The sequence below is a fragment of the Curtobacterium sp. SP.BCo genome, assembly GCF_051903265.1.
Taxonomy (GTDB): Bacteria; Actinomycetota; Actinomycetes; order Actinomycetales; family Microbacteriaceae; genus Curtobacterium.
Window position 1 is genome coordinate 3254977 of sequence record NZ_CP194337.1, and the last position, 23308, is coordinate 3278284.

General features: G+C 72.4%; 20 protein-coding genes. 4 read left to right on the forward strand and 16 right to left on the reverse strand.

The window, feature by feature from the left end:
* Positions 1-41: 41 nt before the first annotated feature.
* The 4 genes from allB to ACRQ4B_RS15440 all read right to left on the reverse strand — a co-directional run bounded on the left by allB (position 42) and on the right by ACRQ4B_RS15440 (position 4734).
* Complete coding sequence (allB, locus tag ACRQ4B_RS15425; RefSeq protein WP_439692273.1) at positions 42-1472, reverse strand: allantoinase AllB; 1431 nt, start codon at positions 1470-1472, stop codon at positions 42-44.
* A complete protein-coding gene (locus tag ACRQ4B_RS15430; protein WP_439692274.1) occupies positions 1469-2233 on the reverse strand; it encodes an aspartate/glutamate racemase family protein in 765 nt (254 codons plus the stop codon). Before ACRQ4B_RS15430 ends, allB begins: the two co-directional genes overlap by 4 nt.
* Positions 2234-2286: 53 nt before the next feature.
* On the reverse strand, positions 2287-3846 hold the full coding sequence (locus ACRQ4B_RS15435) for an NCS1 family nucleobase:cation symporter-1 (protein WP_439692275.1): 1560 nt from the start codon (positions 3844-3846) through the stop codon (positions 2287-2289).
* A 168-nt stretch (positions 3847-4014) separates the two neighbouring features.
* Positions 4015-4734 (reverse strand): VIT1/CCC1 transporter family protein, encoded by a 720-nt coding sequence (locus tag ACRQ4B_RS15440; RefSeq protein WP_439692276.1) that lies wholly within the window; start codon positions 4732-4734, stop codon positions 4015-4017.
* Positions 4735-4914: 180 nt separating this feature from the next.
* On the opposite strand from ACRQ4B_RS15440, the gene ACRQ4B_RS15445 reads away from it, so the two are divergent.
* Positions 4915-5466, forward strand: coding sequence for a VOC family protein (locus ACRQ4B_RS15445; protein WP_439692277.1), 552 nt, complete (start codon positions 4915-4917; stop codon positions 5464-5466).
* Between the two features lie 92 nt (positions 5467-5558).
* A complete protein-coding gene (locus ACRQ4B_RS15450) occupies positions 5559-5822 on the forward strand; it encodes a hypothetical protein (protein ID WP_439692278.1) in 264 nt (87 codons plus the stop codon).
* Positions 5823-5882: 60 nt separating this feature from the next.
* On the opposite strand, the gene ACRQ4B_RS15455 is transcribed toward ACRQ4B_RS15450, so the two are convergent.
* The 7 genes from ACRQ4B_RS15455 to ACRQ4B_RS15485 all read right to left on the reverse strand — a co-directional run bounded on the left by ACRQ4B_RS15455 (position 5883) and on the right by ACRQ4B_RS15485 (position 14238).
* On the reverse strand, positions 5883-7286 hold the full coding sequence (locus tag ACRQ4B_RS15455) for an LLM class flavin-dependent oxidoreductase (protein ID WP_439694418.1): 1404 nt from the start codon (positions 7284-7286) through the stop codon (positions 5883-5885).
* Positions 7287-7410: 124 nt separating this feature from the next.
* A complete protein-coding gene (gene sufU, locus ACRQ4B_RS15460) occupies positions 7411-7860 on the reverse strand; it encodes a Fe-S cluster assembly sulfur transfer protein SufU (protein WP_439692279.1) in 450 nt (149 codons plus the stop codon).
* Complete coding sequence (locus ACRQ4B_RS15465) at positions 7857-9167, reverse strand: SufS family cysteine desulfurase (RefSeq protein WP_439692280.1); 1311 nt, start codon at positions 9165-9167, stop codon at positions 7857-7859. Before ACRQ4B_RS15465 ends, sufU begins: the two co-directional genes overlap by 4 nt.
* 113 nt (positions 9168-9280) lie before the next feature.
* Positions 9281-9493 (reverse strand): Rv0909 family putative TA system antitoxin, encoded by a 213-nt coding sequence (locus ACRQ4B_RS15470; RefSeq protein ID WP_439692281.1) that lies wholly within the window; start codon positions 9491-9493, stop codon positions 9281-9283.
* A 109-nt stretch (positions 9494-9602) separates the two neighbouring features.
* Entirely contained in the window at positions 9603-10895 is a 1293-nt protein-coding gene (locus ACRQ4B_RS15475; protein ID WP_439692282.1) for a chloride channel protein, read from the reverse strand.
* 136 nt (positions 10896-11031) lie between these two features.
* Positions 11032-13143, reverse strand: a complete 2112-nt coding sequence (locus ACRQ4B_RS15480) for an alpha-galactosidase (RefSeq protein ID WP_439692283.1) — start codon at positions 13141-13143, stop codon at positions 11032-11034.
* Between the two features lie 111 nt (positions 13144-13254).
* A complete protein-coding gene (locus ACRQ4B_RS15485; protein ID WP_439692284.1) occupies positions 13255-14238 on the reverse strand; it encodes a magnesium and cobalt transport protein CorA in 984 nt (327 codons plus the stop codon).
* Positions 14239-14403: 165 nt separating this feature from the next.
* Here ACRQ4B_RS15485 and ACRQ4B_RS15490 point away from each other — a divergent pair, with 165 nt between their 5' ends.
* Entirely contained in the window at positions 14404-15204 is an 801-nt protein-coding gene (locus ACRQ4B_RS15490) for a tryptophan-rich sensory protein (RefSeq protein WP_439692285.1), read from the forward strand.
* 752 nt (positions 15205-15956) lie between these two features.
* Here the strand turns inward: ACRQ4B_RS15490 and ald are convergent.
* The 4 genes from ald to ACRQ4B_RS15510 form a co-directional block, all read right to left on the reverse strand.
* Positions 15957-17057: an alanine dehydrogenase gene (gene ald, locus ACRQ4B_RS15495; RefSeq protein WP_439692286.1), complete on the reverse strand. Its 1101-nt coding sequence runs from the start codon at positions 17055-17057 to the stop codon at positions 15957-15959.
* A gap of 126 nt (positions 17058-17183) precedes the next feature.
* Positions 17184-18569, reverse strand: coding sequence for an FAD-binding oxidoreductase (locus ACRQ4B_RS15500; RefSeq protein WP_439692287.1), 1386 nt, complete (start codon positions 18567-18569; stop codon positions 17184-17186).
* Positions 18570-18620: 51 nt separating this feature from the next.
* The gene (locus ACRQ4B_RS15505) at positions 18621-19583 is read right to left on the reverse strand and encodes a helix-turn-helix domain-containing protein (protein ID WP_439692288.1); all 963 of its coding nucleotides are present in this window, start codon (positions 19581-19583) and stop codon (positions 18621-18623) included.
* A 38-nt stretch (positions 19584-19621) separates the two neighbouring features.
* Entirely contained in the window at positions 19622-20584 is a 963-nt protein-coding gene (locus ACRQ4B_RS15510) for a sugar-binding transcriptional regulator (protein WP_439692289.1), read from the reverse strand.
* Between the two features lie 194 nt (positions 20585-20778).
* On the opposite strand from ACRQ4B_RS15510, the gene ACRQ4B_RS15515 reads away from it, so the two are divergent.
* Positions 20779-22521: an FAD-dependent oxidoreductase gene (locus tag ACRQ4B_RS15515; protein ID WP_439692290.1), complete on the forward strand. Its 1743-nt coding sequence runs from the start codon at positions 20779-20781 to the stop codon at positions 22519-22521.
* Between the two features lie 116 nt (positions 22522-22637).
* On the opposite strand, the gene ACRQ4B_RS15520 is transcribed toward ACRQ4B_RS15515, so the two are convergent.
* A complete protein-coding gene (locus ACRQ4B_RS15520; protein WP_439692291.1) occupies positions 22638-23294 on the reverse strand; it encodes a histidine phosphatase family protein in 657 nt (218 codons plus the stop codon).
* Positions 23295-23308 lie beyond the last annotated feature (14 nt).

A 23308-nucleotide genomic window follows, 5' to 3' on the forward strand; every position in this document is an offset into this window, starting at 1 on the left:
TCGGTCCTCTCGTTCCGGTGGAGATCGTATCGGAACGATCGTTACAGTGGCGTTTCGACGCGTGCGGCGACCGGACGCGCGACGAGCTGCCCCGTGACGGCCGTGACGCCCGCGTCGGCGGAGGCGACCATCCGACCGTGCAGCCAGGTCTCGGTGACGCGGCCCCGTGCCTCCAGGCCGGCGAACGCGGAGACCGGGTTGCGGTGCGCGAGCCCGGACACGTCGATGACGGCTGTGGCGGACGGGTCGAAGACCGCGAAGTGGGCCAGCGCGCCGGGTGCGATGACGCCACGGTCAGCGAAGCCGGCGAGTGCCGCCGGGCCGGTCGTGAAGAGCGGTAGGAGCTCCTCGAGCGCGATGCCGCGGCGCGAGCCCTCGGTCCAGACGGCCCGGAAGCCGACCTGCAGTCCGGCGATGCCGCCCCACGCGAGGCCCCAGTCGTCGACCTTGAGGTCCGCGGTCGACGGCGAGTGGTCGGACACCACCATGTCGATCGTGCCGTCGAGCAGCCCGGCCCAGAGCGCGTCGCGGTTCGCGTCGTCCCGGATCGGTGGGCAGCACTTGTACTCGGTCGCGCCGTCCGGGATGGTGCCGGCCTCGAACGCGAGGTAGTGCGGGCACGTCTCGACGGTGATCCGCACCCCGTCCCGCTTGGCCGCGCGGATCATCGGCAGGGCCCCGGCGTCCGACAGGTGCAGGACGTGCACCCGTGCGCCGGTCTCCCGAGCCCCCTCGATGACCCGGGCGATGGCGGACCGCTCGGCGTCGACCGGACGCGTGACGAGGAAGTCCGCGTAGTGGCCGCCGAGCGCGTCGTGGTCGACGAGGTACGCGGGGTCCTCCGCGTGCACGATGAGCAGGGCGTCGATGCGGGCGACCTCCTCGATCGCGGCGCGTAGCTGCACGGCGTCGAGGTGCGGGAACTCGTCGACGCCGGACGGTGCGGTGAAGCACTTGAAGCCGAAGACCCCGGCGTCGTGGAGTCCGCCGAGCGAGCCGAGGCTCGCCGGGACCGCCCCGCCCCAGAAGCCGACGTCGACGGCGACGCGACCGTCGGCACTGGCGCGCTTGACGTCGAGCGCCTCGACGGTGGTCGTCGCGGGGATCGAGTTGAGCGGCATGTCGATGATGGTCGTCACGCCGCCGAGGGCGGCGGCCCGCGTGGCGGACGCGAAGCCCTCCCACTCGGTGCGTCCCGGTTCGTTGACGTGCACGTGCGTGTCGACGAGTCCGGGGAGCAGGACCTGGTCGTCGGGCACGGTGCGGTCCTCGGCGGCGTCGACGGGTGCGTCGAACGGCAGCACCGCGGTGACACGGCCGTCGCGGACGACGACCGTGGCCGGGCGGAACGCGCCGTCGACCCAGGTGCGTCGGGCGCGGAGGACGAGGTCGGCGCGGTCGGCGCGCTCGGCGGTGTCGGCGCGCTCGGCGCTGTCGGCGCGCTCGGCGGTGTCGGACGGGAGGCGCGTCATACGCCCGCCCCGACCGTCGCGTCCGCCGCCGGGTGGCGTTCGAACCCCGCGAGCAGCCCCGCCATCGGCTTGGCCGGTGGTGCCGCGTACTCACCGCTCCGGCCCGTGGTCAGCCCGAGGCGGACGAGCGACTCTGCGAGCACCGTCGCGGCGGCGACCCCGTCGACGACCGGCGCGCCGATCGCCCGCGAGACCTCGGCGCAGAAGTCCGCCATCCCGGCGCAGCCGAGCACGACGGCGTCCGCTCCCCCGGCGAGGACCGCGCGGCACTCCTCGATCACGAGCGCCCGGGCTCCGGAGGCCGGGTCGTCGAGTTCGAGCACGGGGACCTCGCACGCCCGGATCTCGGTGACGAGCGACGCGAAGCCGTACCGTTCCGCGAGCTCGTGCGCCCGCCCGACCGTCCGGCCGAGGGTGGTGACGACGCCGAACCGCCGGCCGAGCATCGCCGCGGCGTGGAAGCCCGCCTCCGCGATCCCGACGACGGGTCCGGAGGCGGCCTCCCGCGCGGCGTCCAGCCCGGGGTCCCCGAAGCAGGCGACCACGTACGCGTCCACCCCCTCCTGCTCCCCGATCGCGATCTGCTCGAGGAGCCCGGGGACGGCCAGGGCCTCCTCGTAGTGACTCTCGATGGACGCCGGCCCCATGGTGGGGTTGACGGCCTCCACGACCGTGCCGGGCCCGGCGACCGCGGCGGCGGCGGTGCCGATCGCCGCGGTCATCGAGCTGGTGGTGTTGGGGTTGACGACGCGGATGCGCATCGGGGTCCTTCCGGTGGTGCAGTGGTGCGGGATGGTGCGGTGGCGCTGGTGGTTCAGGCGCGGCCGACCGCGGCACCGTCGTCGACCGTGGGGTCGTCCGCGGCGAGCTCCGGCATGCTCGGGCGAGCCCGCTCCATCCCCCAGAAGACCACGAGTCCGAGTGCGCAGCCGATGAACCAGCTGTAGTTCGACAGCCACGGGACCACCCCGAGTGCCGACGGCAGGACCGCGCTGGCGACCGAGACGACCCCGGTGATCACGAGCGTCCAGATGGCGTTCGGGTTGAAGCCCTTCGCGTACCAGTAGCGCGCGCTCGGGTCCTTCGTGTACATGTCGTCGACCGCGACCCGCTGCTTCGCGACGATGTAGTAGCCGGCGATGAGGATGCCGAACAGCGGGCCGATCAGGGCACCGAGCACCCCGAGCGTGTACAGGATCGCCTGGTCGTTGCCGTACCAGTTCCACGGGGTGAGGAGGACGGAGCCGACCGCCGCGATCATCCCGCCGGCACGCCAGCTGATCTTCCGCGGGGCGACGTTCGAGAAGTCGAACGCGGGGCTGATGAAGTTCGCGACGATGTTGATCCCGACGGTGGCGGTGACGAACGTCAGGCCGCCGAGCAGGATCGCGAACGGTGCGCCGATCGCCTGCACGGTCTCGATCGGGTCGGTGATGAGCTTGCCGAACACCGGCACCGTGGCGCTCGCGCAGAGCACCGTCAGCACCGAGAAGAACAGGAAGTTGATCGGCAGACCCCAGAGGTTGCCGCGCTTGACCGCCCCGTAGGACTTCGCGTAGCGGGAGAAGTCGCCGAAGTTCAGCATCGGGCCGGAGAAGTAGCTCACGACGAGTGCGATCGCCGACAGCATGACCGGGATGCTGGCGCCGAACGAGAGCGGCTCACCGGCGGACAGCGTGAACGAGATGTTGCCGATCCCGGCCTGCCCGACCAGGTACACGGCGAGGGCGATCATCACGACGTACACCGCTGGGCCGGCCCAGTCGATGAACTTCTTGATCGCGTCCATGCCCATCCAGAACAGCGCACCCTGCGCGACCCAGAGGATCGCGTAGGAGATCCAGCCGAGCGCCGAGAGCCCGAGGAACGAGTGCTCGAGCAGCCCGGCCGACGCGGGGACGAACTTCAGGAAGACGATGTTGAGCGACTGCGCGGCGAGGAAGGTCTGCACGCCGTACCAGGCCATCGCGATGAGTCCGCGGATGATCGCCGGGACGTTGGCCCCGAGGACCCCGAACACCGCGCGGTTGATCACGGGGTAGGGCACGCCGGTCCGCTGCGACGGCTTCGCGACGAGGTTGGCGAACACCTGGACGATGAGGATGCCGACGACCAGGGCGATGAGCACCTGCCAGCTGGCGATGCCGAGGGCGAAGAGCGACCCGGCGGTGACGTACCCGCCGACCGAGTGCACGTCGGACATCCAGAAGGCGAAGATGTTGTAGCTCGTCCACGTCTGCTTGCGCAGCGGGGCGAGGTCTTCGTTGGTGAGGGCCGGGTCGTACCCGGGCTTGACGACGCCGGCACCCGCAGGGGCTGCCGTCGTGAGGGGGGCGTGGGGCGCGGCGACCGGGGTCGCGATCTCTGTAGCCATGGCGTCCTCCGAAGGAGTGGGAAGGGCGAGCGGTGCCCGCCTCTGCCCACGAAGCTACGGAGCGACTTCGCCCGGCCCGTTACCCCCGTGTAACGGTCGTGTGTCACGGCACCCGTGTTGGAACGATCGTTCCGAACGCCCCCCCACACCGCTCGACCGGTGGACTCGTCAGAGCGCGTGCGCTCCCAGTACCGCCCCGGCCGCGTACGTCGCGGCGAGCGCCAGGGCTCCCCCGGACACGACGCGGATCGTGGCCCGGGCACGCGGGGCCCCACCCAGCGTCGCACCGGTCGTCCCCGTGGCGGCGAGTGCGAGGAGCACCGCCACGACCGTCACGACGACCCGGACGGACTCGGGGGCGAGGAGCATCGCCAGGAACGGCAGCGCGGCACCGGTGGTGAACGTCGCGGCCGACACCCAGGCCGCTCGCCACGGGCTCACCACCTCGTCCTCGGCGTCGCGGAGCGCTGCGGCGGCCCGACGACGCCGGACCTCGGGACGGACGAGTTCCTCGGCGACCGACGCCGCGACCGCGTCGGTCACGCCGAGCGCCCGGTAGTGGGCGGCGATGGTCGCGGCGTCCTCCGACTCCGCCTCGAGCTCGGCCTGCTGCGCGGCCTGCCCGGTGCGCTGGGCGTCCCGCGCTCCGCTGACCGACACGTACTCGCCGAGCGCCATCGACACCGCACCGCCGACGAGGGCCGCTGCGCCCGCGGCGATCACCGGGCCCTGACCGACGCCCGTGCCGGCGACACCCACCAGGACCGCCGCGACGGAGACGATTCCGTCGTTGGCGCCGAGCAGGCCGGCGCGGAGCCAGTTCAGCTTCGCGGCGCTCGTGGCGTCGTGATCGGTGGCGGGGAGCACGAGGTCCGATGCGGTCGACATGCCAGTCAGGATGCCACTCGAACGACCGCTCCGCCAGCAAGGTGAGGCTGCCCTGATCAGGGGTTTTCAAGTGAGGACAGCCTCACCTGACCCGGGCTCCGGTGCGGGATGCCGCATCGGTTCCCGCACGGGTGCGGGCCCGGTGGGAACGGGCGTCGGGCCCGGTGTTATGAATCTCCCATGACCAGGGGAATCAGGATCGACCACGTCGGTGTCACCGTGCCCGACATCGACGCGGCCACGGCGTTCTTCGAGGCGGCGTTCGACGCCGTCGTCCTGTACGACATGCGCTGCCGGACCGAGGCCCCCAACCGCACGCCCGAGGCGCACGGCTACCTCGGGATCCCGCCGACGATGGCCCAGGGAGCGATGCGGATGCTGGCGCTGCCCGAGGGACCCGGCCTGGAGCTCTTCGAGTACCTCGGGCCCGACCAGCACGGCGCCGTCCACCCGTCGGACATCGGGTGGCAACACCTCGCGGTGTACGCGGACGACCTCGACGACGCCCTCGCCCGGGTCGAGGCGGCCGGCGGCACGCGCAACTCCGACCCACGGCCCCTGCGCGGGCTCGAGGCGGGCGACGGGAACCGGTTCGTCTACACCCGGACGCCGTGGGGCTCCACGCTCGAACTCGTCAGCTACCCGTCGCCGCAGCCGTACCTGCTCAGCGCCCCGCGCGCGAAGTGGGCGCCGTGGCCGACCGCGGACGAAGCACTCCCGATGCCGATGTGACGTCCCGCGATACGCCGACGAAACAGCGATGACGGTCTCCTGGACGCCTCGGCACCGACCGGTGCCGGGACGCCGAGAGAAGGGCAGTCATCATGCACACCACGAAGCAGCTCGCCGCGACGGTGCTCGTCCTGGGGGCGGTCGGTGCGGCCGTCGTCGGAGGAGCCTCCGCCGCGAACGCCTCCGGGGCGACCACTCCCGCAGGCGATGGCGGACGGACCACGATCACGTCCGACGGGCCGGTGTCGAGCGGGGCTCCGGCCATCGCCGTCACGCGGAGCGGTGACGGTTCGGTCACGATCCGCGACGCGAGCGACGAGCCGACGCCGACGGACCTGCGTCCGACCGGTCGCTGACCGGGCACCGGTGGCCGGGAGGCGCGTGGCGGGCCCGCCACGCGCCTCCCGGCCGATGGCTCACCCGACGGGCGACTCCTGACGGACCCGGAACGCGGCACCACGGTGCTCGTCGGGCAACCGGTCGCCGCGGCCGTGCAGCTTGTGCCGCAGCGAACCCTCCTGGTACCCCTCGGGGTAGACGCCGCGCGCCCGGAGCTCCGGGACGACGAACTCGATGACGTCCTCCCACGTGCCCGGCGTCACGGCGTAGGCCAGGTTGAAGCCGTCGACGTCGGTCTGCTCCTGGATCTCGACCAGCCGGTCCGCGATCGTCGCGCCGCCACCGACGGCGACCGGGCCGAGGCCACCGATCGCGGTGTGCCGGGCGAGGTCCCGGATCGTCCACGTGGACCCGTCCTCGCCGGTGGCGCTGGCGATGTTCGCCGCCACCGACTGGATCGCGTTCGACTCGACGTCGCCGAGCGGTTCGTCGAGGTCCCACTGCGACAGGTCGACGCCCATCCACCCGGAGTTGAGCACGAGGGCGCCGAGCTCCGACGCGTACGACAGGTAGTCCTCGTACTTCGCCTGCGCGAGTTCGTCGGTGGCGTCGGTGATGACGGTGAGCAGGGTGTAGACCTTCGCCGCGTACCGGTCCCGGCCGGCGGCTTCGAGGGCGTCGCGGATCTTCGCGACCGTTGCGGCGAGCTGTGGAACAGTGGGGGCCCCGACGAACACCGCCTCGGCGTTCTCGGCGGCGAAGCGCACCCCCCGGGGCGAGGCGCCGGCCTGGTAGATCACCGGGGAGCGCTGCACGGACGGCTCGGACAGGTGGATGCCCGGCACGTCGAAGTGCGTCCCGTGGTGCTCGATCGGGTGCACCTTCGCCGGGTCGGTGAAGACCCCGGTCTCCCGGTCCTCGACGACGGCGTCGTCCTCCCACGAGCCCTCCCACAGCTTGTAGAGGACCTCGAGGTACTCGTCGGCGACGTCGTACCGGTCGTCGTGCGACAGCTGGTCGGTCTGCCCCATGTTCCGCGCGGCGCTCGGCAGGTACCCGGTCACCACGTTCCAGCCGATGCGGCCCTTCGTGAGGTGGTCGAGCGTGGAGATCCGCCGGGCGAACGGGTAGGGGTGCTCGTAGGCCGTGCCCGCGGTGATGCCGAAGCCGAGGTGCTCGGTCACCGACGCCATCGCCGACACGAGCAGGATCGGGTCGTTCACCGGCACCTGGGACCCCGTCCGGAGCGCGGCCTCGTTCGAGTCGCCGTACACGTCGTAGGTGCCGAGGACGTCGGCGATGAAGATCCCGTCGAAGGCCCCGCCCTCGAGCAGCTTCGCCAGGTCGGTCCAGTAGGACAGGTCGTTGTAGTGGCGCGACCGGTCGCGCGGGTGTCGCCACAGTCCGGAGGACTGGTGCGCCACGCAGTTCATGTCGAACGCGTTGAACCGGATCTGCCGCTGCTTCGGGTCGCTCACGATCGCGACGCTACGTGCCGACGGCGCCCTGGTCACGCACCGTGACGAAGCGTGACACGGAACCGACCGGCGGCCTGGAGGCGCGGGGCGGGCCCGCACCGTGCCTCCCGTCCGGTGTCCGGTCGCGTCAGCGGGCCGCGCTCGCCTCGCGCACGGCGGCCTCCGCCGCCACCCACGCGAGCATGCCGCACTTCACCCGCATCACGAACTTCGAGACGCCGTGGAAGGCGACGAGGTCCTCCAGGACGTCCTCGTCGGGCTCGCCGGTGCCGCGGGACCGCATCATCGTGCGGAACTCCTCGGTGAGCGTCACGAGCTCCGGGACCGTGCGGCCGACGGCCATGTCGGTGAGGACGGAGGCGGATGCCATCGAGATCGAGCACCCGTCGCCCTGCCACGCCAGCGCGGCGATGCGGTCGGTACCGGGTTCGAGCCGGACCCGGACGGTGATCTCGTCACCGCACGTCGGGTTGCGTTCGAAGTGCTCGGCGTCGGGGGCGTCCAGCGGACCGTCGCCGTGCCGGGCCTTCGCGTGGTCGAGGATGACCTGCTGGTAGAGCGAGTCGAGGGCGTTCACGAGGCTGCTCCCTCCGCTCCGAAGTAGGCACGGACGGCACCGACCGCGTCCAGGAACCGGTCGACGTCGTGCTCGGTCGTGTACACGTACGTGCTCGCACGGCTGGTGGCGACGATCCCGAGGCGCCGGTGCAGGGGCTGGGCGCAGTGGTGACCGGAACGGACCGCGATGCCCTGCGCGTCGAGGTACTGCGAGACGTCGTGGGCGTGCACGCCGTCGACGTCGAACGACACGAGACCGGACCGCGGGACGTCGGCGGCTGGCCCGACGACACGGATGCCGGGGATCGTCGCCAGGCCCTCGAGCATGCGACGGGCCAGGTGCTCCTCGTGCGCACGGACCCGCTCCATGCCGATCCCCTGCAGGTACCGGACCGCCTCGGCGAGGGCGACCGCCTGCGACACCGGCTGCGTGCCGGCCTCGAAGCGCTCCGGTGCCGGCATGAAGTCGGTGTGCTCCATCGTCACCGTGGTGATCATCGAGCCGCCGGTGCGGAACGGCGGCAGGGCGTCGAGCAGCTCCTGCCGACCCCAGAGCACGCCGATGCCGTTGGGCCCGAGCATCTTGTGGCCGGAGAACGCGGCGAGGTCGACGTCGAGCGCCCGCACGTCGAGGGGACGGTGCGGTGCGGACTGGCAGGCGTCGAGGACCACGAGGGCGCCGTGCGCGTGCGCCGCGGCGACGACCTCCGACACGGGCGCGATCATGCCGGTGACGTTCGACACGTGCGCGAACGCGACGACCTTGGTGTGCTCGGTGATGCGCGCGACGGCGTCCGCGGCGGTCCAGGTGCCGTCGTCCGCCACCGGCACCCAGCGCAGCGTCGCACCGGTCAGCGCGGCCAGCTCCTGCCACGGCACGAGGTTCGCGTGGTGCTCGGCCTCCGTGACGAGGACCTCGTCGCCGGGACCGATGCGGAAGCGTTCCGCGGCGGCTCCCCCACGGCCACGGCTGGCGTTCGCGATGCCGTACGCCACCAGGTTCAGCGCGTCCGTCGCGTTGCTCGTCCAGACGACCTCGCTCGGCGACGCCGCGCCGATGAAGCCAGCGACGGTGGCGCGGGCGTCCTCGTAGGCGTCGGTGCTCAGCGCGGCGAGGGTGTGCGCGCCGCGGTGGACGGCGGCGTTGTCGTGTTCGAGGAAGCGGCGCTCGGCGTCGAGGACCTGCCGGGGGCGTTCGGCGGTCGCCCCCGAGTCGAGGTAGGCGAGGGGGAAGCCGTTCACCTCCTGCTGGAGGATCGGGAAGTCCCGTCGGATCGCCTCGACCTCGGGCTCGGTGAGCGGTTGGTCCGGAGCAACGAGAGTCACCTCCCCATGGTGGTCCTTCGCGGCGCCGTCGTCCAATCGTTCTCCGGGTCCCGGTGGCCCGTCACGACGAACGGCCCCGGACCACACGGTCCGCGGCCGTTCGTGCCGGACGACTACTCGTTGCCGACCTGCTTGTCGGCTGCGTCGCGTGCGCCGTCGATCTTGTCGTCGAACTTGCCGCCCGTCGCCTTCTTCACGGCGTCGGCGACCCCGTCGAGCACCTTGTCGCTGATGCCCTCGGCCTTCTCGCTCTTCAGGGCGTCCTGGACCTTCCCGTCCTTCAGGAAGTCCTGGGCCTTCTTCGTGATGTCGTCGAACCCCGCCATCGCCTGCTCCTCACCTCGGTCCGGAGCCCGGCGCCCCGTCGTGCAGCCGATGGTAGGCCTGACGGCCACGATGCGTGCCCGATCGTGACGAACTGTTCAGTCGACCCGTTCAGACCATCTGGGCGCTGCGCCGACGGGCGAGCACGTAGCCGACCGCGACGGAGCCCGAGACGGCCAGGAGGGACGGGATGAGGATGTCCGTGCCCTGCTGCGTGAACTCGACCACGAGCACGAGGGCGGTGAACGGGGCGCGCATCGTCGTGGCGAGGAACGCCGCGGCGCCGATGAACGCGAACGCGGTGAGCCCCGGACCGTCGGCCGGCCAGAGCAGGAGCCAGAGGCCGCCGAGGCCACCGCCGACGGCCGACCCGATCGCGATGGACGGGGTGAGCGTGCCGCCCACGGCACCGGCGCCGATGGTGGCCGAGGTCGTGATGGTCCGGATGACGCCCAGGACGAGGAGGAACAGGATCGGGGACAGCCCGGCGACCGAGCCGGCGTCGAGGGACGCGTTCATCGCCACCAGGCCGAGCGCACGACCGTTGCCGAGGATCTCGGGGAACGGCACCGCGATGAGTCCGACCATGGCGAAGACGACCGGCAGCACCACGAGCAGGTGCCAGCCCTTCGGCGCGAGACCCTGCAGCCGGTTGGTCAGCTTCACGAAGCCGACACCCGCGAACCCCAGGACCGGTCCGACGATCACAGCCCAGACGAGCAGCGACGGCGACAGGTGCGTCGCGGGCACGTGGTACAGCACCTCGTCCGGGATGACCGACCGGGCGACCAACGCCGCGATCGCGCTCGTCGCGAAGGCCGGCAGCGCGGTCGCGAAGGTGAGTTCGCCGAGCAGGACCTCGACGGCGAAGAGCGCCCCGCCCAGCGGCACGTCGTAGACGGCGGCGAGACCGGCGGCGGCACCGCAGGCGACGAGGATCTTCGTCTCGCGCCCGGTCAGGCCGGCCCGGGCGGTGACGAGCTGCGACAGCCAGGCGCCGATCTCCCGTGGTGCGACCTCCTTGCCGATGGACGCGCCGAGGCCGACGGCCAGGATCTGCACGCCGGCGTTCGCGACCGTCGCCAGCGCGGGCATCCGCTTCCCGCCGACGGCAGCGGGGACGGACACGACCGGCCGCCCCCAGCGGCGCAGTGCCCACCAGGCGACACCGGTCAGGACGCCCGCCGCGACGAGCGCCAGGAAGCGGTTCAACGCGGACGGGGCGTCCGATGCCTCGAGGTGGCCGCCGAACGGGTACCCGAACGCGACGAACTGGATGAGCTGCAGTGCGAGCCACACCGAGACGCCGGCGACCCCACCCGCGACGCCGACGAGGCCGGTCACGACGGCGAGTTTCAGTGCCCAGACGGGGGTCGTTCGTGTCGCGTGTCCGGTGTGCGGCATATCGGGAAGCCTAACGGCTCCGTCGCGGCCGGAGCGCCGCCGGCCGTCACCGCGGCCGCAGCGCCGCCGGCCGTCACCGCGGCCGCAGCGCCGCCGGCCGTCACCGCGGCCGGAGCGCTGCCGGCCGTCACCGCGCTCAGACCGCCGTCAGCCGGAAGGGCACCACGCAGTCCGCCGGGACGAGCGGCGGCTGCAGGCCGGCCCGTCCCAGCGCGCTCCCGGGGAACACCCGGTCGCCGCTCCACCAGGCCGGCGCGACGAGCTCGTCGCCGGACCCGATGACCACTGGGTCGACCCGGTACGCCGTGTCGGGGTCGAGGTCGCGGAACGTGATCCGTCCGGTCCCCGACACCTCGGACCGCCCGACGCTCGCGAAGAAGAACAGCGCCTGCCGCTTGTCCGGCGCGACCGTCCCGTACACGAGGCGGGTGTCGTCCACCTCGTCGACCCGCACGAGGTCACCGCCGTGCAGCAGCGGGCGCCACTCCCGGTACAGCGCGATCCACTCGGCGAGCGCGGTCTCCTCGGCCGGGGTCGCCTGGGCGAGGTCCCACTCGACGCCGAAGTGCCCGACGATCGCCGTCCCCGCACGGAACGCCAGGTCGTGCACCCTGCCGGTGGTGTGGTTCCGCCCGCTCGCGACGTGCGAGCCGAGCATCTCCGGCGGCAGCAGTTGCTGGGTCCAGCGGTGCATCTGCTGCCGCTCGAGGGGGTCGATGTCGTCCGACACCCACACCCGGTCGGTGTGCTCGAGCACGCCGAGGTCGACGCGTGCGCCACCCGACGAGCACGACTCGATCTCGAGTCCGGGGAAGCGGTCCTTGAGCGTTGCCATGAGCCGGTAGGCGGCGAGCGTCTGCTCGTGCACGGCCGCGCCGCCGCCCGGGGTGCCGGCCTCGACGAGGTCGCGGTTGTGGTCCCACTTGACGTACTCGACGCCGTACTCGCCGATGATCGCCGTCATCCGTTCGAGCAGGTACGAGAAGGCCTCCGGGATCGACAGGTTGAGCACCTGCTGGTCACGGGAACGGACCGGCAGGCGGCCGTCGGCCTGCATGATCCACTCCGGGTGGGCGCGGGCGAGGTCGCTGTCCTCGTTGACCATCTCGGGCTCGAACCACAGGCCGAACTGCATGCCGAGCTCGCGCACCCGGTCGACGATCGGGCCGAGGCCGTCGGGCCAGACGTCCTCGTCGACGTACCAGTCGCCGAGTCCGGCGTGGTCGTCGCGACGGCCGCGGAACCAGCCGTCGTCCAGGACGTACCGCTCGACGCCGAGCCGGGCGGCACGTTCGGCGAGGTCGGTCAGGCGTGCGAGGTCGTGGTCGAAGTACACCGCCTCCCAGACGTTCAGGGTGGTCGGACGCGGCGTGGTCGGGTGCTGCGGTCGGCTGCGGAGCCAGCGGTGGAAGCGGCGGGCCTGGTCGTCGAGTCCGTCACCGTAGGCGGCGAAGACCCACGGGCCCTCGTACGTCGCGCCGCGCTCGAGCCGGACCTCGCCGGGCAGCAGCAGCTCGCCGCCGCCGACGACCTGGCGCCCGGTGGCGAGACGCTCGGCGACGTGACGGTGGTTGCCGCTCCACGCCGTGTGCACGCCCCACACCTCGCCGCGGGCGAAGCCGAAGCCCGGGGTCCCGACGCTGAGGACCGTCGCGGCGTCGGCTCCGGTCCGTCCCTTGCGTCCCTCGCGCTCGTGCGTGCCGACGACGAGCTCGCGTCGCTGCGGCGCGCGTTCCTTGCCCCAGCGGCCGGCGAAGTCGAGGACCTCGCGCGCGTGGGACGGCACCGGGAACGCCACGGTGAGGTCGTCGACCGTGTACGGACCGTCGGCGGTGTTCGTCACGGCGGCACGGGTCCGGACGAGTCCCGACGCGAGCATCTCGACCGTGATCCGGACCTCCAGACCCGCGGTGCGGTCCGCCGCGCTGGCGGTGACGGAGTCGGCGGTGACGTCGAGGGCGGTCACGGTGAAGGCCGGGGACCAGTCCCGACCGTCGCGGTGCCCGGACAGCCCCGGCCGACCGGTCCAGCCACGGTGCGGCTCGGGCAGGATCGCGACCCGGACCGGGACGTCGGCTTCGTTGTTCGCCACCGGCATCACGTCGGCGTCGGCGACGGCGCGCAGCTCGACCTGGTCGAGGTCGCCGAGCGCCGCACCCCAGTGCACGATCGCCGGGAGTGCCCGGTCGCGGCAGTCGAGCACGAGGGACACGCCCCCGGCGGTGAGGTGGACGATCTCGTCGGGCATCGGTTCTCCAGTCGGCGGCGGCGCAGGCGGCGGTGGTCCCGGAGATCGTGGCAGTCTGGGAGCGCTCCCAGCAAGTCGACGCGCGGAGCGGTGCACGCGGGCGTCGACCGCTCAGAACCAGCGCTTGACCTTGAACACCACGTAGAGGGCCGCCGCGAACACCACCATCGCCACGATCGCCAGCGGGTAGCCCAACGGCCACTGCAGTTCGGGCATGTGGGTGAAGTTCATGCCGTAGATCGCCGCGACGAGCGTCGGTGCGAAGAGGATCGCCGCCCACCCGGAGATCTTCTTCGTGTCGTCGTTCTGCTTCTGGGCCGCGAGGGTCGAGTCGACCGTCAGCGCGTTCTGCAGCAGCTGCCGGAAGGTGTCCAGGCGCTCGACCGTGCGGATCGCGTGGTCGAGGACGTCCCGGAAACGACGCTGCATCTCGACCGGCAGGTGGTACTTCTCGGCACCCCGGTGCAGGTTCTCGATCATGTACACGAGGGGTCGTGCGGCCCGCTGGAAGTCGACGACCTCGCCGAACAACTCGTAGATGCGTCGAGACACCCCGGCCTCGCCCGCGAACAGCTGGTCCTCGATCTGGTTGATGTCCTCCTCGAGACCGTCGATCACCGGCACGTAGCCGTCGACGATCGAGTCCATCAGCGCCCAGAGCTGCGCCTGCGGACCCACCGTCACGAGCCCCGGCTTGCCGCTCATCCGCTGGAGGGCCCGTGGCACGTTCTGCGCACCGCGCGGATCGGCCTGCACGACGGCGAGGAAGAAGTCCTCCCCGACGAAGGCGTGCACCTCGCCGAACTCGACCTCCTCCGCCCGGTCGTTGTACAGCGCCGGCTTCAGGACCACGAACAGGGTCGTGCCGTAGCGCTCGAGCTTCGGCCGCTGGTGCCCCTCCGCGGAGTCCTCGACCGCGAGCTCGTGCAGGCCGAGCGCGACCGCGACGTCGCCGAGCTCCTGGGCGTTGGGCTGGTGCAGCACGATGCACGCGCTGGCGCCCTGGTCCTCGAGCATCCGGAAGGTGTCGTCGAGCGACGGACTCGCGATCGGGGCGATCCGGTCGACGTAGACGGTGTTGAGTTCGACGGTCACGGCACCACCGTACGCAGCCGCCGCCGTGACGGACGGGAGGCGCGTGGCGGGCCCGCGCCGCGCCTCCCGTCCGCCCGTCCCCCGCTGGCTGGACGTGCGCTGCGCGCCGGGCGCGGCCAGGCGCCTACGGTGCAGGTCATCAGCATGCTGACGAAAGGAACGGTCATGAAGAGGATCTGGAAGCGCATCGCCGTGGCGGTCAGCGCCGTCGTCGCGGTCGTCGGGGCGTTCGTGGGCTCCGGAGCGGCGGGCGGCACGCCGATCCAGGACGCGGCGGGCGGAGCACTGTCGGCGTCGTCGACCGCGATCGCGCCGGACGGACCGGCCTTCTCGATCTGGAGCGTGATCTACGTCGGGCTCCTCGCGTACGCGATCCGGCAGTGCTTCCGCACCGCTGACGACGACCGGCACGACCGCCTGACCGTGCCCGTCGTGCTGTCGCTGTTGCTCAACGCCGCGTGGATCCTGTCCGTGCAGTTCGGGTTCCTGTGGCTCAGCGAGCCGATCATCGTTGCACTGCTCGTCGTGTTGATCTGGACGTTCGCGCTCCTGCGTCGCTCCCGGCCGTCCGGCGTCGTCGAGGCCGTCGTGACCGACGGCACGTTCGGGCTCTACCTCGGGTGGGTGTGCGTGGCGACGGCGGCGAACACCGCCGCGGTGCTCACGGCCGCGGGTTTCCGGGGCTTCGGGCTCGGCCAGGACGTCTGGGGTGTGCTCGTCGCGGTCGTGGCCGGCCTCGTCGGGGTCCTGCTCGCCGTGTGGGGTCGGGGGCGCCTGGCGCCCGCCGCGTCCCTGGCGTGGGGTCTGGCGTGGGTCGCGGTCGCGCGCCTCGACGGGCCCCTGGTGTCGACGCCGACCGCGGTCGCGGCGGTGGTGTCCGCGGCTGCCGCGGTCGTCGTGACGCTCGTGGTGCGGGCGCGGGCCGGGTGGCGCGAGGCGCCTGCCGGGCGGCCCGTGGCGGCGTAGCCGGCGCTGCCGGCGCAGCCCCGAGTCTCGGCCGGTCGCGGCCCGAGTCTCGGGGTCAGCGACGTTCCTCGGGCGCTCAGCCACGCGACGTGTCGCTGGGGCCGAGACTCGGCCCCGCGGACAGTGCGCGGCGGCCGCAGGCCGAGCGGTGTCCGCCGAGCCGAAGCTCGGCGCAGCCGGGCGGGCCCGTCGGCCCGCGGGCCCGCGGGCCCGCGGGCCGACGGCGCTGCCGCGAGTCTCGCGGCCAGCGACACTCCTCGGGCGCGCGACCCCGCGACGTGTCGCTGGGGCCGAGACTCGGCCCCGCGGACAGTGCGCGGCGGCCGGAGGCCGCACGGTGTCCGCCCAGCCGAAGCGCGGAGCAGCCGGGCGGCCCGGCCGGCCGACGGCGCTGCCGCAAGTCTCGGGGTCAGCGACGTTCCACGGGCGCGCGACCCCGCGACGTGTCGCTGGGGCCGAGACTCGGCCCCGCGGACAGCGCGCGGCGGCCGGAGGCCGCACGGTGTCCGCCGAGCCGAGGCTCGGCGCGCGCTGGCGCAGCCGGGCGGGCCGGCGGGCCCGCGAGCCGGCGGCGCTGCCGCGAGTCTCGGGGTCAGCGACACTCCTCGGGCGCGCGACCCCGCGACGTGTCGCTGGGGCCGAGACTCGCCCCCGCGGACAGTGCGCGGCGGCCGCAGGCCGCACGGTGTCCGCCGAGCCGAAGCTCGGCGCAGCCGGGCGGGCCGCAGCCGGCGCCACGGCCGCCGCCGCCGCTACCGCGCGGCCGGCGTCAGCCCGTGCGCGGCGGCCACCGCCGCGTTCACGACCTGCCCCGCGTGCACGTTCACCCCGAGGGCGAGCGCCGGGTCCGCAGCCGTCGCCGCCTCCCAGCCCTGGTTCGCGATCGCCACGGCGTACGGCAGCGTCGCGTTCGTCAGCGAGATCGTCGAGGTGCGGGGCACCGCGCCGGGCATGTTCGCCACGCAGTAGTAGACGGCGTCGTGCACGGCGAACGTCGGGTCGTCGTGGGTGGTCGGGTGCGATCCCTCGAAGCAGCCGCCCTGGTCGATCGCGATGTCGACGAGGACGGACCCGGGCTGCATGTCGGCGACCATCGCGTCGGTGACGAGCTTCGGCGCCGACGCCCCCGGGATGAGGACCGACCCGATGACGAGGTCGGCGTCCTGCAGCGCCGAGGCGATGGCGTGCGAGGAGGACCGCAGCGTCGTGATCCGGCCGTCGAACCGGGCGTCCAGTGCACGGAGGCGGGGCAGGCTGATGTCGAACACGGTGACGTCCGCGCCCATGCCGAGCGCCATCGTCGCGGCGTGCTCCCCCGCGACGCCGCCGCCGATCACGACGACGCGGCCCTTCGGGGTGCCGGGGACGCCACCGAGCAGCAGCCCGCGGCCGCCCTTCGTCCGCATGAGGTGGTTCGCGCCGACCTGCGCGGAGAGCCGGCCGGCGATCTCGGACATCGGGGAGAGCAGCGGCAGCGACCGGTCCGGCAGCTGCACGGTCTCGTACGCGATGGCGGTCGCGCCGGAGCCGATGAGCGCATCGGTCAGCGGGCGGTCCGCCGCGAGGTGCAGGTAGGTGAAGAGCACCTGTCCGGGGCAGATCGAGGCGTACTCCGACGCCACCGGCTCCTTCACCTTGAGGACGAGGTCGGCACGGGACCACACGTCGGCGGCGGTCGGCACGATCGTGGCGCCGGCCGCGGCGTACTCGGTGTCCGGGAAGGACGACCCGTCGCCCGCTCCGGCCTGCACCAGGACCTGGTGGCCGTGCAGCGCCAGCTCGGCGACCCCGGCCGGGGTGGCCGCGACGCGGAACTCGTTGTTCTTGATCTCGGTGGGGACGCCGATCAGCATCTCGGACTCCTTCGTGGGCGGTGCTCGTCTGCACACCACGATGCGCCGAAGTTCGTTACGGGTGGATTTCCGCCGAACATCTGTGCAGGAAGATGCCGTTCGATGCGATCAGATTCGGCAGGGCCGTCAGAACACCTTGCCCGGGTTCAAGATCCCCGCCGGGTCGAACACCCGCCGGATGCCCCGCTGCAGCTCGAGCACGTCGTCGCCCAACTCGTCAGCGATCCACCGCCGCTTGAGCACCCCGACGCCGTGCTCCCCCGTGAGCGTCCCACCGAGTTCGATCGCCGCACGGAACATCGCGTCCGCCGCGTCCCACACGTGCGGGGGCACCTCGTCGCCCTCGAAGACGAAGTTCGGGTGCAGGTTACCGTCGCCGGCGTGCGCCACGGTCGGGATCGCGATGCCGTACTCGACGCCGATCGCCTCGACCCGCGCGAACATCTCGGCGAGTCGGCTGCGCGGCACCGCGACGTCCTCGATGAGCACCCGGCCACGCGCCTCCATGGCCGGGTGGAACGAACGACGGATCGTCAGCAGGCGGTCGCGTTCCGCCGTCGACCCGGCCAGTCGGACGGTGCCGCCGGCCGCCTGGAGGCCCGGTACAGCTGCCAGCGCTGCCTCGGCCGCACCCGGCCCGTCCCACTCGACGAGGAGGAACACCCCGTCCGCTACCGTGCTCCCCAGCGTCTCGGTCACGACCTGCGGACCGAGGTACGCTGCGATCCCCTCCAACGCCGCCCGGTCGAGCAGTTCCACCGTCGACGGGCGGGCCACGTCCGTCACGACGAGGGCCGCGGCCGACGCGGCGCGCTCCACGTCCGGGTATACCGCTGCCAGGGTCGCCGACTCCCCCGCCGGAACCGGCACGAGGCGCACGGTCGCGCCGACGATCACACCGAGGGTGCCCTCGGAGCCGACGAGCAACGCCGTCAGGTCCAGGCCGGTGACCCCCTTCACGGTGCGGTGCCCGGTGGACACGAGTCGGCCGTCGGCGAGCACGACGTCGAGCCCGAGGACGGCCTCGCGCGTCACGCCGTACTTCACGCAGCGCAGGCCGCCGGCGTTGGTGGCGATGTTGCCGCCGACGCTCGCGATGGCGGCGCTGGCCGGGTCCGGAGCGAAGCGGAGGCCCAGCTCGGCGACCGCGCCGTTCAGGTCGCCGTTCAGGACGCCGGGCTCCACGACGGCGTACTCGTCCTCCGTGGAGACCGACACGATCCGGTCCATCCGCGCGACGCTCAGGACCACCGTCCCCGCGGTGCCGTTCGCGCCCCCGGCGAGGCCGGTGCCGGCGCCGCGCGGGACCACCGGGACTCCGAGCGCCGAACACGTCCGGAGGGTGGCCTGCACGTGCTCGACCGTCCGTGCCTCGACCACCGCGACGGGGCCGCCGGGTGCGGTCCAGCCGGACTTGTCGGTCCGGGCCGCGTCGAGCACGTCCGGCTCGGTCCGGACGACGGCACCGTCCGGGTCGGCGAGGGCGGATCGGAGGGCGACGACGGTGTCCATCCCGCCACGCTACGGCAGCGCACCGACGGTGACCGTCCGTGCGCCCCGGCCTCAGTGCGTCCGCAGGGTTTCGCTCGGCAGCTCGCCGAACCGGGCCCGGTAGGTCGCCGAGAAGCGTCCGAGGTGCCCGAAGCCCCATGCCCGGGCGACGTCCGCGACCGAGATCTCGTCGCGGTCACCGTGCGCCAGGTCGGTGCGGGCGCCGTCGAGCCGCACGCTGCGGAGCAGGTCGCCCGGTGTCTGGTCGAGGTGCCGACGGAGGGACTGCTGCAGCCCGCGCGGGCTGAGGCCGGCGGCGGCGGCGATCTCCGGGGTGCCGATCGGCTCCCGCGCGTGCTCGTGCACGAACTCGAGCGCCCGGCGCAGCCGATCGTGCTCCGGACCGCTGCCGGTCACGGTCGACCGCCACTTGCTGCGCTGCGGGAACGCGGCGACGGCTGCGTGCGCGAACGCCTCGGCGATGTCCCGGCGGGCGGTCGGGCCCAGGTCGTGCTCGACGTCGAGCCAGGTGGACGAGTGCGCACGGACGACCGACTGCCACGCACGCAGCCCCTCGGCCGTCGGACGGCGCATCGGTTCGAACGTGAAGTCGTCGTCGCCGACGACCGCCCGCAGGAACGCGGAGTCGAGGTGCACGAGGTTGAGGCCGATGTCGCGATGGTGGAGTTCGTACGTGTCCGCGAACGGCAGCACGACCGGGACGCCGGGCTGCAGGTCGTGGCTCTCGCCGTCGTACGTGATGGTGCTCGACCCGCTGCGCATCCACGCCACGAGGAACTCGTCGTCGACGCGGCTGTCGCTGCGCAGGTCCACCATGAAGCGCGACGACCGCAGCGACATCCGGCAGTCACCGACGCCGGCGAAGTCCCAGTGCGACTGCTGGTGGGTGCGCCGAACCGAGGGTGAGCGGAAGTCGTAGTCGCCGCTGAAGAACGCGATCGCCTGCTCGACGTCGGTGCCGACGATGCGTCGGAAGTACCGTTCGTCGGCGCGCGGCTCGGTCCTGGGCATCATGTCCGAGAACCTACGGCGCACCACCGACAATCCGGACCTCAGGGCTGCAGGATCGCCTGGCCGACGCTCTCGTCCAGGATGAGGTCCGTGATCAGGCCGGCCGCGAGGGCACCCCGCAACGACGCGGCCTTCGAGCGTCCGGCGACGACGCACACCCGGCGGGGCGCGCGCTTGATCGTGTCGAGGTCCGGGGCCCCGGCACGGGCGTTGACTCCGATGTCCTTCCACGAGCCGTCGGCACGGTAGAACACGGTCGAGACGTCGCCGACGACCTGGGCCTTCGTCAGCTCGTCGCGGTCCGACGGGTCGAGGTAGCCACCGGAGTACACGTGCGAGGGCACCGGCGCCTGGGGCGCACCGACGCCGAACACGACGAGGTCCATCCGCTCGTGCAGGTCGAGCACGCGACGGATCGAGCGCTCCCGGAAGAGGGCTTCCTTCGTGGCCGGGTCGTCGAAGAACGCGGGCACCGGGAACTGCTGCACGAACGCGCCGTACGCCTCACCGAACCGGCGGAGGATCTCGGACGCGTAGACGATGCCCGTCGTCCGGGTGTTCGCGGCGCCGTTGATCTGCACGACGGTCGACCCGTGCGTGGTCTTCGGCACGAGGTACCGGCTGACGGCGCTCACGGTCGAGCCCCATGAGATCCCGATCACCATGTTCGACTCGACGTACTGGGTGAGGATCCGGGCGGCGGAGAGGGCGACGCGCTCGAGCCGGTCCACGTCGCTCGTGTGGTCCGGCACCGGGACGACGTGCGCGTGCACCCCGAACCGTGACCGGATGCTGCGGCTCAGAGCGGCGGCCTGGTCGAGCGGCGAGCGGATCTGGATGTCGACGAGCCCGGTGTCCCGGGCGTACTTCAGGAGCCGCGAGACCGAGGACCGCGACGTCGCCAGCTCGTCGGCGATGGCGTCCATCGTGAGGTCCTGCAGGTAGTACAGGTGCGCCGCACGCAGCGCCTGCTGCGTCCGCATGGGCTGAGCCGCATCGCTCATGGTGCTCCGATCTCTCGAACGCAACCATGCACGGACGTGCACGGCCTCTGCAACCCCTGTCGCGCCTCCAGGCCCCGTGTCGGGCCGTCACTACAGGTGTGCTGCACGTTCGTGCACGTGAGTTGCCCGACCTCTCACACAGGCGCACGATCGATGACGAACCCCCCACGAACCGACCAAGGAAGCGACGCACCATGTCGAAGAAGACGCAGCCCCGGAACACGGTGAACGCGCTCACGGAGCGCCCGAACGCACAGGTCCTCGTGGTCGGTGGCGGGATCAACGGCATCGCCACCTTCCGCGACCTCGCACTGCAGGGCGTCGACGTCGCCCTCGTCGAGCGCGGCGACTACGCCTCCGGCGCCTCCGCGGCGTCGAGCCACATGATCCACGGCGGCATCCGCTACCTCGAGAACGGCGAGTTCCGCCTCGTCCGCGAGAGCGTGCAGGAGCGCAACGGCCTCATCCGGATCGCGCCCCACTACGTCAAGCCGCTGCAGACGACGATGCCGATCTTCTCGACGTTCTCCGGCATCATGAACGCCCCGCTGCGGATGCTCACCCACAAGCAGCGCTCCACCAAGGAGCGCGGCGCGATGCTCATCAAGATCGGCATGACGATCTACGACTCCTTCTCGCGCGACGGCGGCTCCGTGCCGAAGCACGTCTTCCGGACGAAGAAGGCCGCGCTCGAGGACATGCCGGCCCTGAACAAGGACCTCAAGTACACGGGCACCTACTACGACGCGTCGGTGCACGAGCCGGAGCGCCTGGCGCTCGACGTGCTCAAGGACGGCATCGCCGCGGGCTCCGGCACCGGCTCCGCCGCGACCGCGCGCGCCACGAACTACGTCGAGGCCGCGGGCACCCGCGACGGCGGCGTCGTCCTGCGTGACCGCGAGACCGGCGACGAGTTCGTCTTCACCGCCGACGTCGTCATCAACGCCTCCGGTCCCTGGACCGACCTCACGAACGGTGCGTTCGGTGGCGAGACGAAGTTCATGGGCGGCACCAAGGGCTCGCACATCGTCGTGCAGAACGACGAGCTGCTCGAGGCCACCAAGGGACGCGAGCTGTTCTTCGAGAACAACGACGGCCGCATCGTCCTCATCTACCCGCTCAAGGGCCGCGTCTTGATCGGCACCACCGACATCGACGCCGACCCGTCGAAGCCGGTCACGACCACCGACGAGGAGATCGACTACTTCTTCGGGCTCGTCAAGCACGTGTTCCCGCAGATCGAGGTCACCCGCGACCACATCGTCTACAGCTACTCCGGCATCCGCCCGCTCCCCCGCCACGAGGACACCGCCCCCGGCTTCGTCTCCCGTGACTACCGGATCGTGGACACCCCCATCGCCGGACTGCCGAAGAGCACCGTGCTGTCGCTCGTCGGCGGCAAGTGGACCACCTTCCGCGCCCTCGCCGCGCACCTCTCCACCGAGGCCACCACGAAGCTCGGCGTCACCCGGACCGTCGACACCACCGGCATGCCGATCGGCGGTGGCAAGGAGTTCCCGACCACCGACGCGCAGCGCGCACTGTGGATCTCGGCGCACCGCGACGGCCTCGACGAGTCCGTCGTCGAGGGGCTGCTCGAGCGCTACGGCACCCGTGCCGCCGAGGTCGTCGACGTCCTGGTCGACGGTCCGGTCCAGCCGCTCGAGTCCGACCCGGCGCTCACCCGCGCCGAGGTCGCGTACTTCGCCGAGCACGAGCAGGCCGTGCACCTGGTCGACGTGGTGCTCCGGCGCACGAACCTCGCATTCGTGGGCGGCGTGACGATCGACCTGCTCGACGAGCTGGCCGACGTGCTCGCCGGCGCCCTCGGGTGGACGCCCGAGGAGCGCGCCGACGAGGTGCAGCACACGCTCGACGTCCTGCGCGAGTCGCACGGTGTCATCGTGCCGCTGACGTCCGCGTCGCAGCTCGCGTAGTCGGCGCTCCGACAGGTCGGACTGGAGGCGCGGTGCCAGCTGGCACCGCGCCTCCTGTCCGTTGCGGGGTCGCGTCCGGCGACCCGCTGCCCGGAACCGCTACTCAGAACCGCTGCTCAGAACCGCTCGCCGGTCGGGTCCTGCGCCGTCCGGTCGATGAGCTGCTCGCCGCCGACCGGTTCGCCCTCCCAGTCGACCAGGCGCCAGCCGTCGGCGAACGAACCCTCGAGCTCGACGATCCCGGTGTTCTCGAGGTGCCGCTGCGTCCCGAACTCGTCGGGCGTGTTCTGGGCGACGGCACTCGCCCACGTGCGGATCGCCGCGCCGTGGCTGACGGCCGCCGCGACGTCGACGCCGGTGGCCTCGATCTGCCGGACCGCGCCGTCGTAGCGCGCGAAGAACTCGTCACCGCTCTCGGCACCGGGCATCCGCGTGCTGCGGTCCCCCGCCGACCAGCCGTGCACCGTCGAGATGTACATCTGCACGGACACGGTGTCGCGCTTGCCCTGTGTGTCGCCGGCCTCGATCTCGCGGAGCCCCGGCAGGACGACCGGCTCGAGCCCGAGCGACGCGGCGAGCGGTGCGGCGGTGTGCTGCGTCCGCACCATCGTCGACACGAACAGCCGCTCGATGCCCCGGTCGGCCAGTGCGGCCGGGAGTGCGTCCGCCTGCTGCTGCCCGAGGTCGGTCAGGCCCGGTCCGGGCACCTCGGCGTCGAGCACGCCGTTCACGTTCGCGGGGGTCTGGCCGTGGCGGATGAGCAGCAGTCGCATGGAGCCACCCTACG

Bases quoted from the DNA above. Each gene is read 5' to 3' on its own strand.
- ACRQ4B_RS15510 (WP_439692289.1), bottom strand. From the start codon at position 20,584: ATGAGCGATGCGGCTCAGCCCATGCGGACGCAGCAGGCGCTGCGTGCG.
- ACRQ4B_RS15430 (WP_439692274.1), bottom strand. From the start codon at position 2,233: ATGCGCATCCGCGTCGTCAACCCCAACACCACCAGCTCGATGACCGCG.
- ACRQ4B_RS15470 (WP_439692281.1), bottom strand. From the start codon at position 9,493: ATGGCGGGGTTCGACGACATCACGAAGAAGGCCCAGGACTTCCTGAAG.
- ACRQ4B_RS15515 (WP_439692290.1), top strand. From the start codon at position 20,779: ATGTCGAAGAAGACGCAGCCCCGGAACACGGTGAACGCGCTCACGGAG.
- ACRQ4B_RS15480 (WP_439692283.1), bottom strand. From the start codon at position 13,143: ATGCCCGACGAGATCGTCCACCTCACCGCCGGGGGCGTGTCCCTCGTG.
- allB (WP_439692273.1), bottom strand. From the start codon at position 1,472: ATGACGCGCCTCCCGTCCGACACCGCCGAGCGCGCCGACAGCGCCGAG.
- ACRQ4B_RS15450 (WP_439692278.1), top strand. From the start codon at position 5,559: ATGCACACCACGAAGCAGCTCGCCGCGACGGTGCTCGTCCTGGGGGCG.
- ACRQ4B_RS15440 (WP_439692276.1), bottom strand. From the start codon at position 4,734: ATGTCGACCGCATCGGACCTCGTGCTCCCCGCCACCGATCACGACGCC.
- ACRQ4B_RS15435 (WP_439692275.1), bottom strand. From the start codon at position 3,846: ATGGCTACAGAGATCGCGACCCCGGTCGCCGCGCCCCACGCCCCCCTC.
- ACRQ4B_RS15500 (WP_439692287.1), bottom strand. From the start codon at position 18,569: ATGGACACCGTCGTCGCCCTCCGATCCGCCCTCGCCGACCCGGACGGT.
- ACRQ4B_RS15520 (WP_439692291.1), bottom strand. From the start codon at position 23,294: ATGCGACTGCTGCTCATCCGCCACGGCCAGACCCCCGCGAACGTGAAC.
- ACRQ4B_RS15445 (WP_439692277.1), top strand. From the start codon at position 4,915: ATGACCAGGGGAATCAGGATCGACCACGTCGGTGTCACCGTGCCCGAC.
- ACRQ4B_RS15505 (WP_439692288.1), bottom strand. From the start codon at position 19,583: ATGATGCCCAGGACCGAGCCGCGCGCCGACGAACGGTACTTCCGACGC.
- ACRQ4B_RS15475 (WP_439692282.1), bottom strand. From the start codon at position 10,895: ATGCCGCACACCGGACACGCGACACGAACGACCCCCGTCTGGGCACTG.
- ald (WP_439692286.1), bottom strand. From the start codon at position 17,057: ATGCTGATCGGCGTCCCCACCGAGATCAAGAACAACGAGTTCCGCGTC.
- ACRQ4B_RS15490 (WP_439692285.1), top strand. From the start codon at position 14,404: ATGAAGAGGATCTGGAAGCGCATCGCCGTGGCGGTCAGCGCCGTCGTC.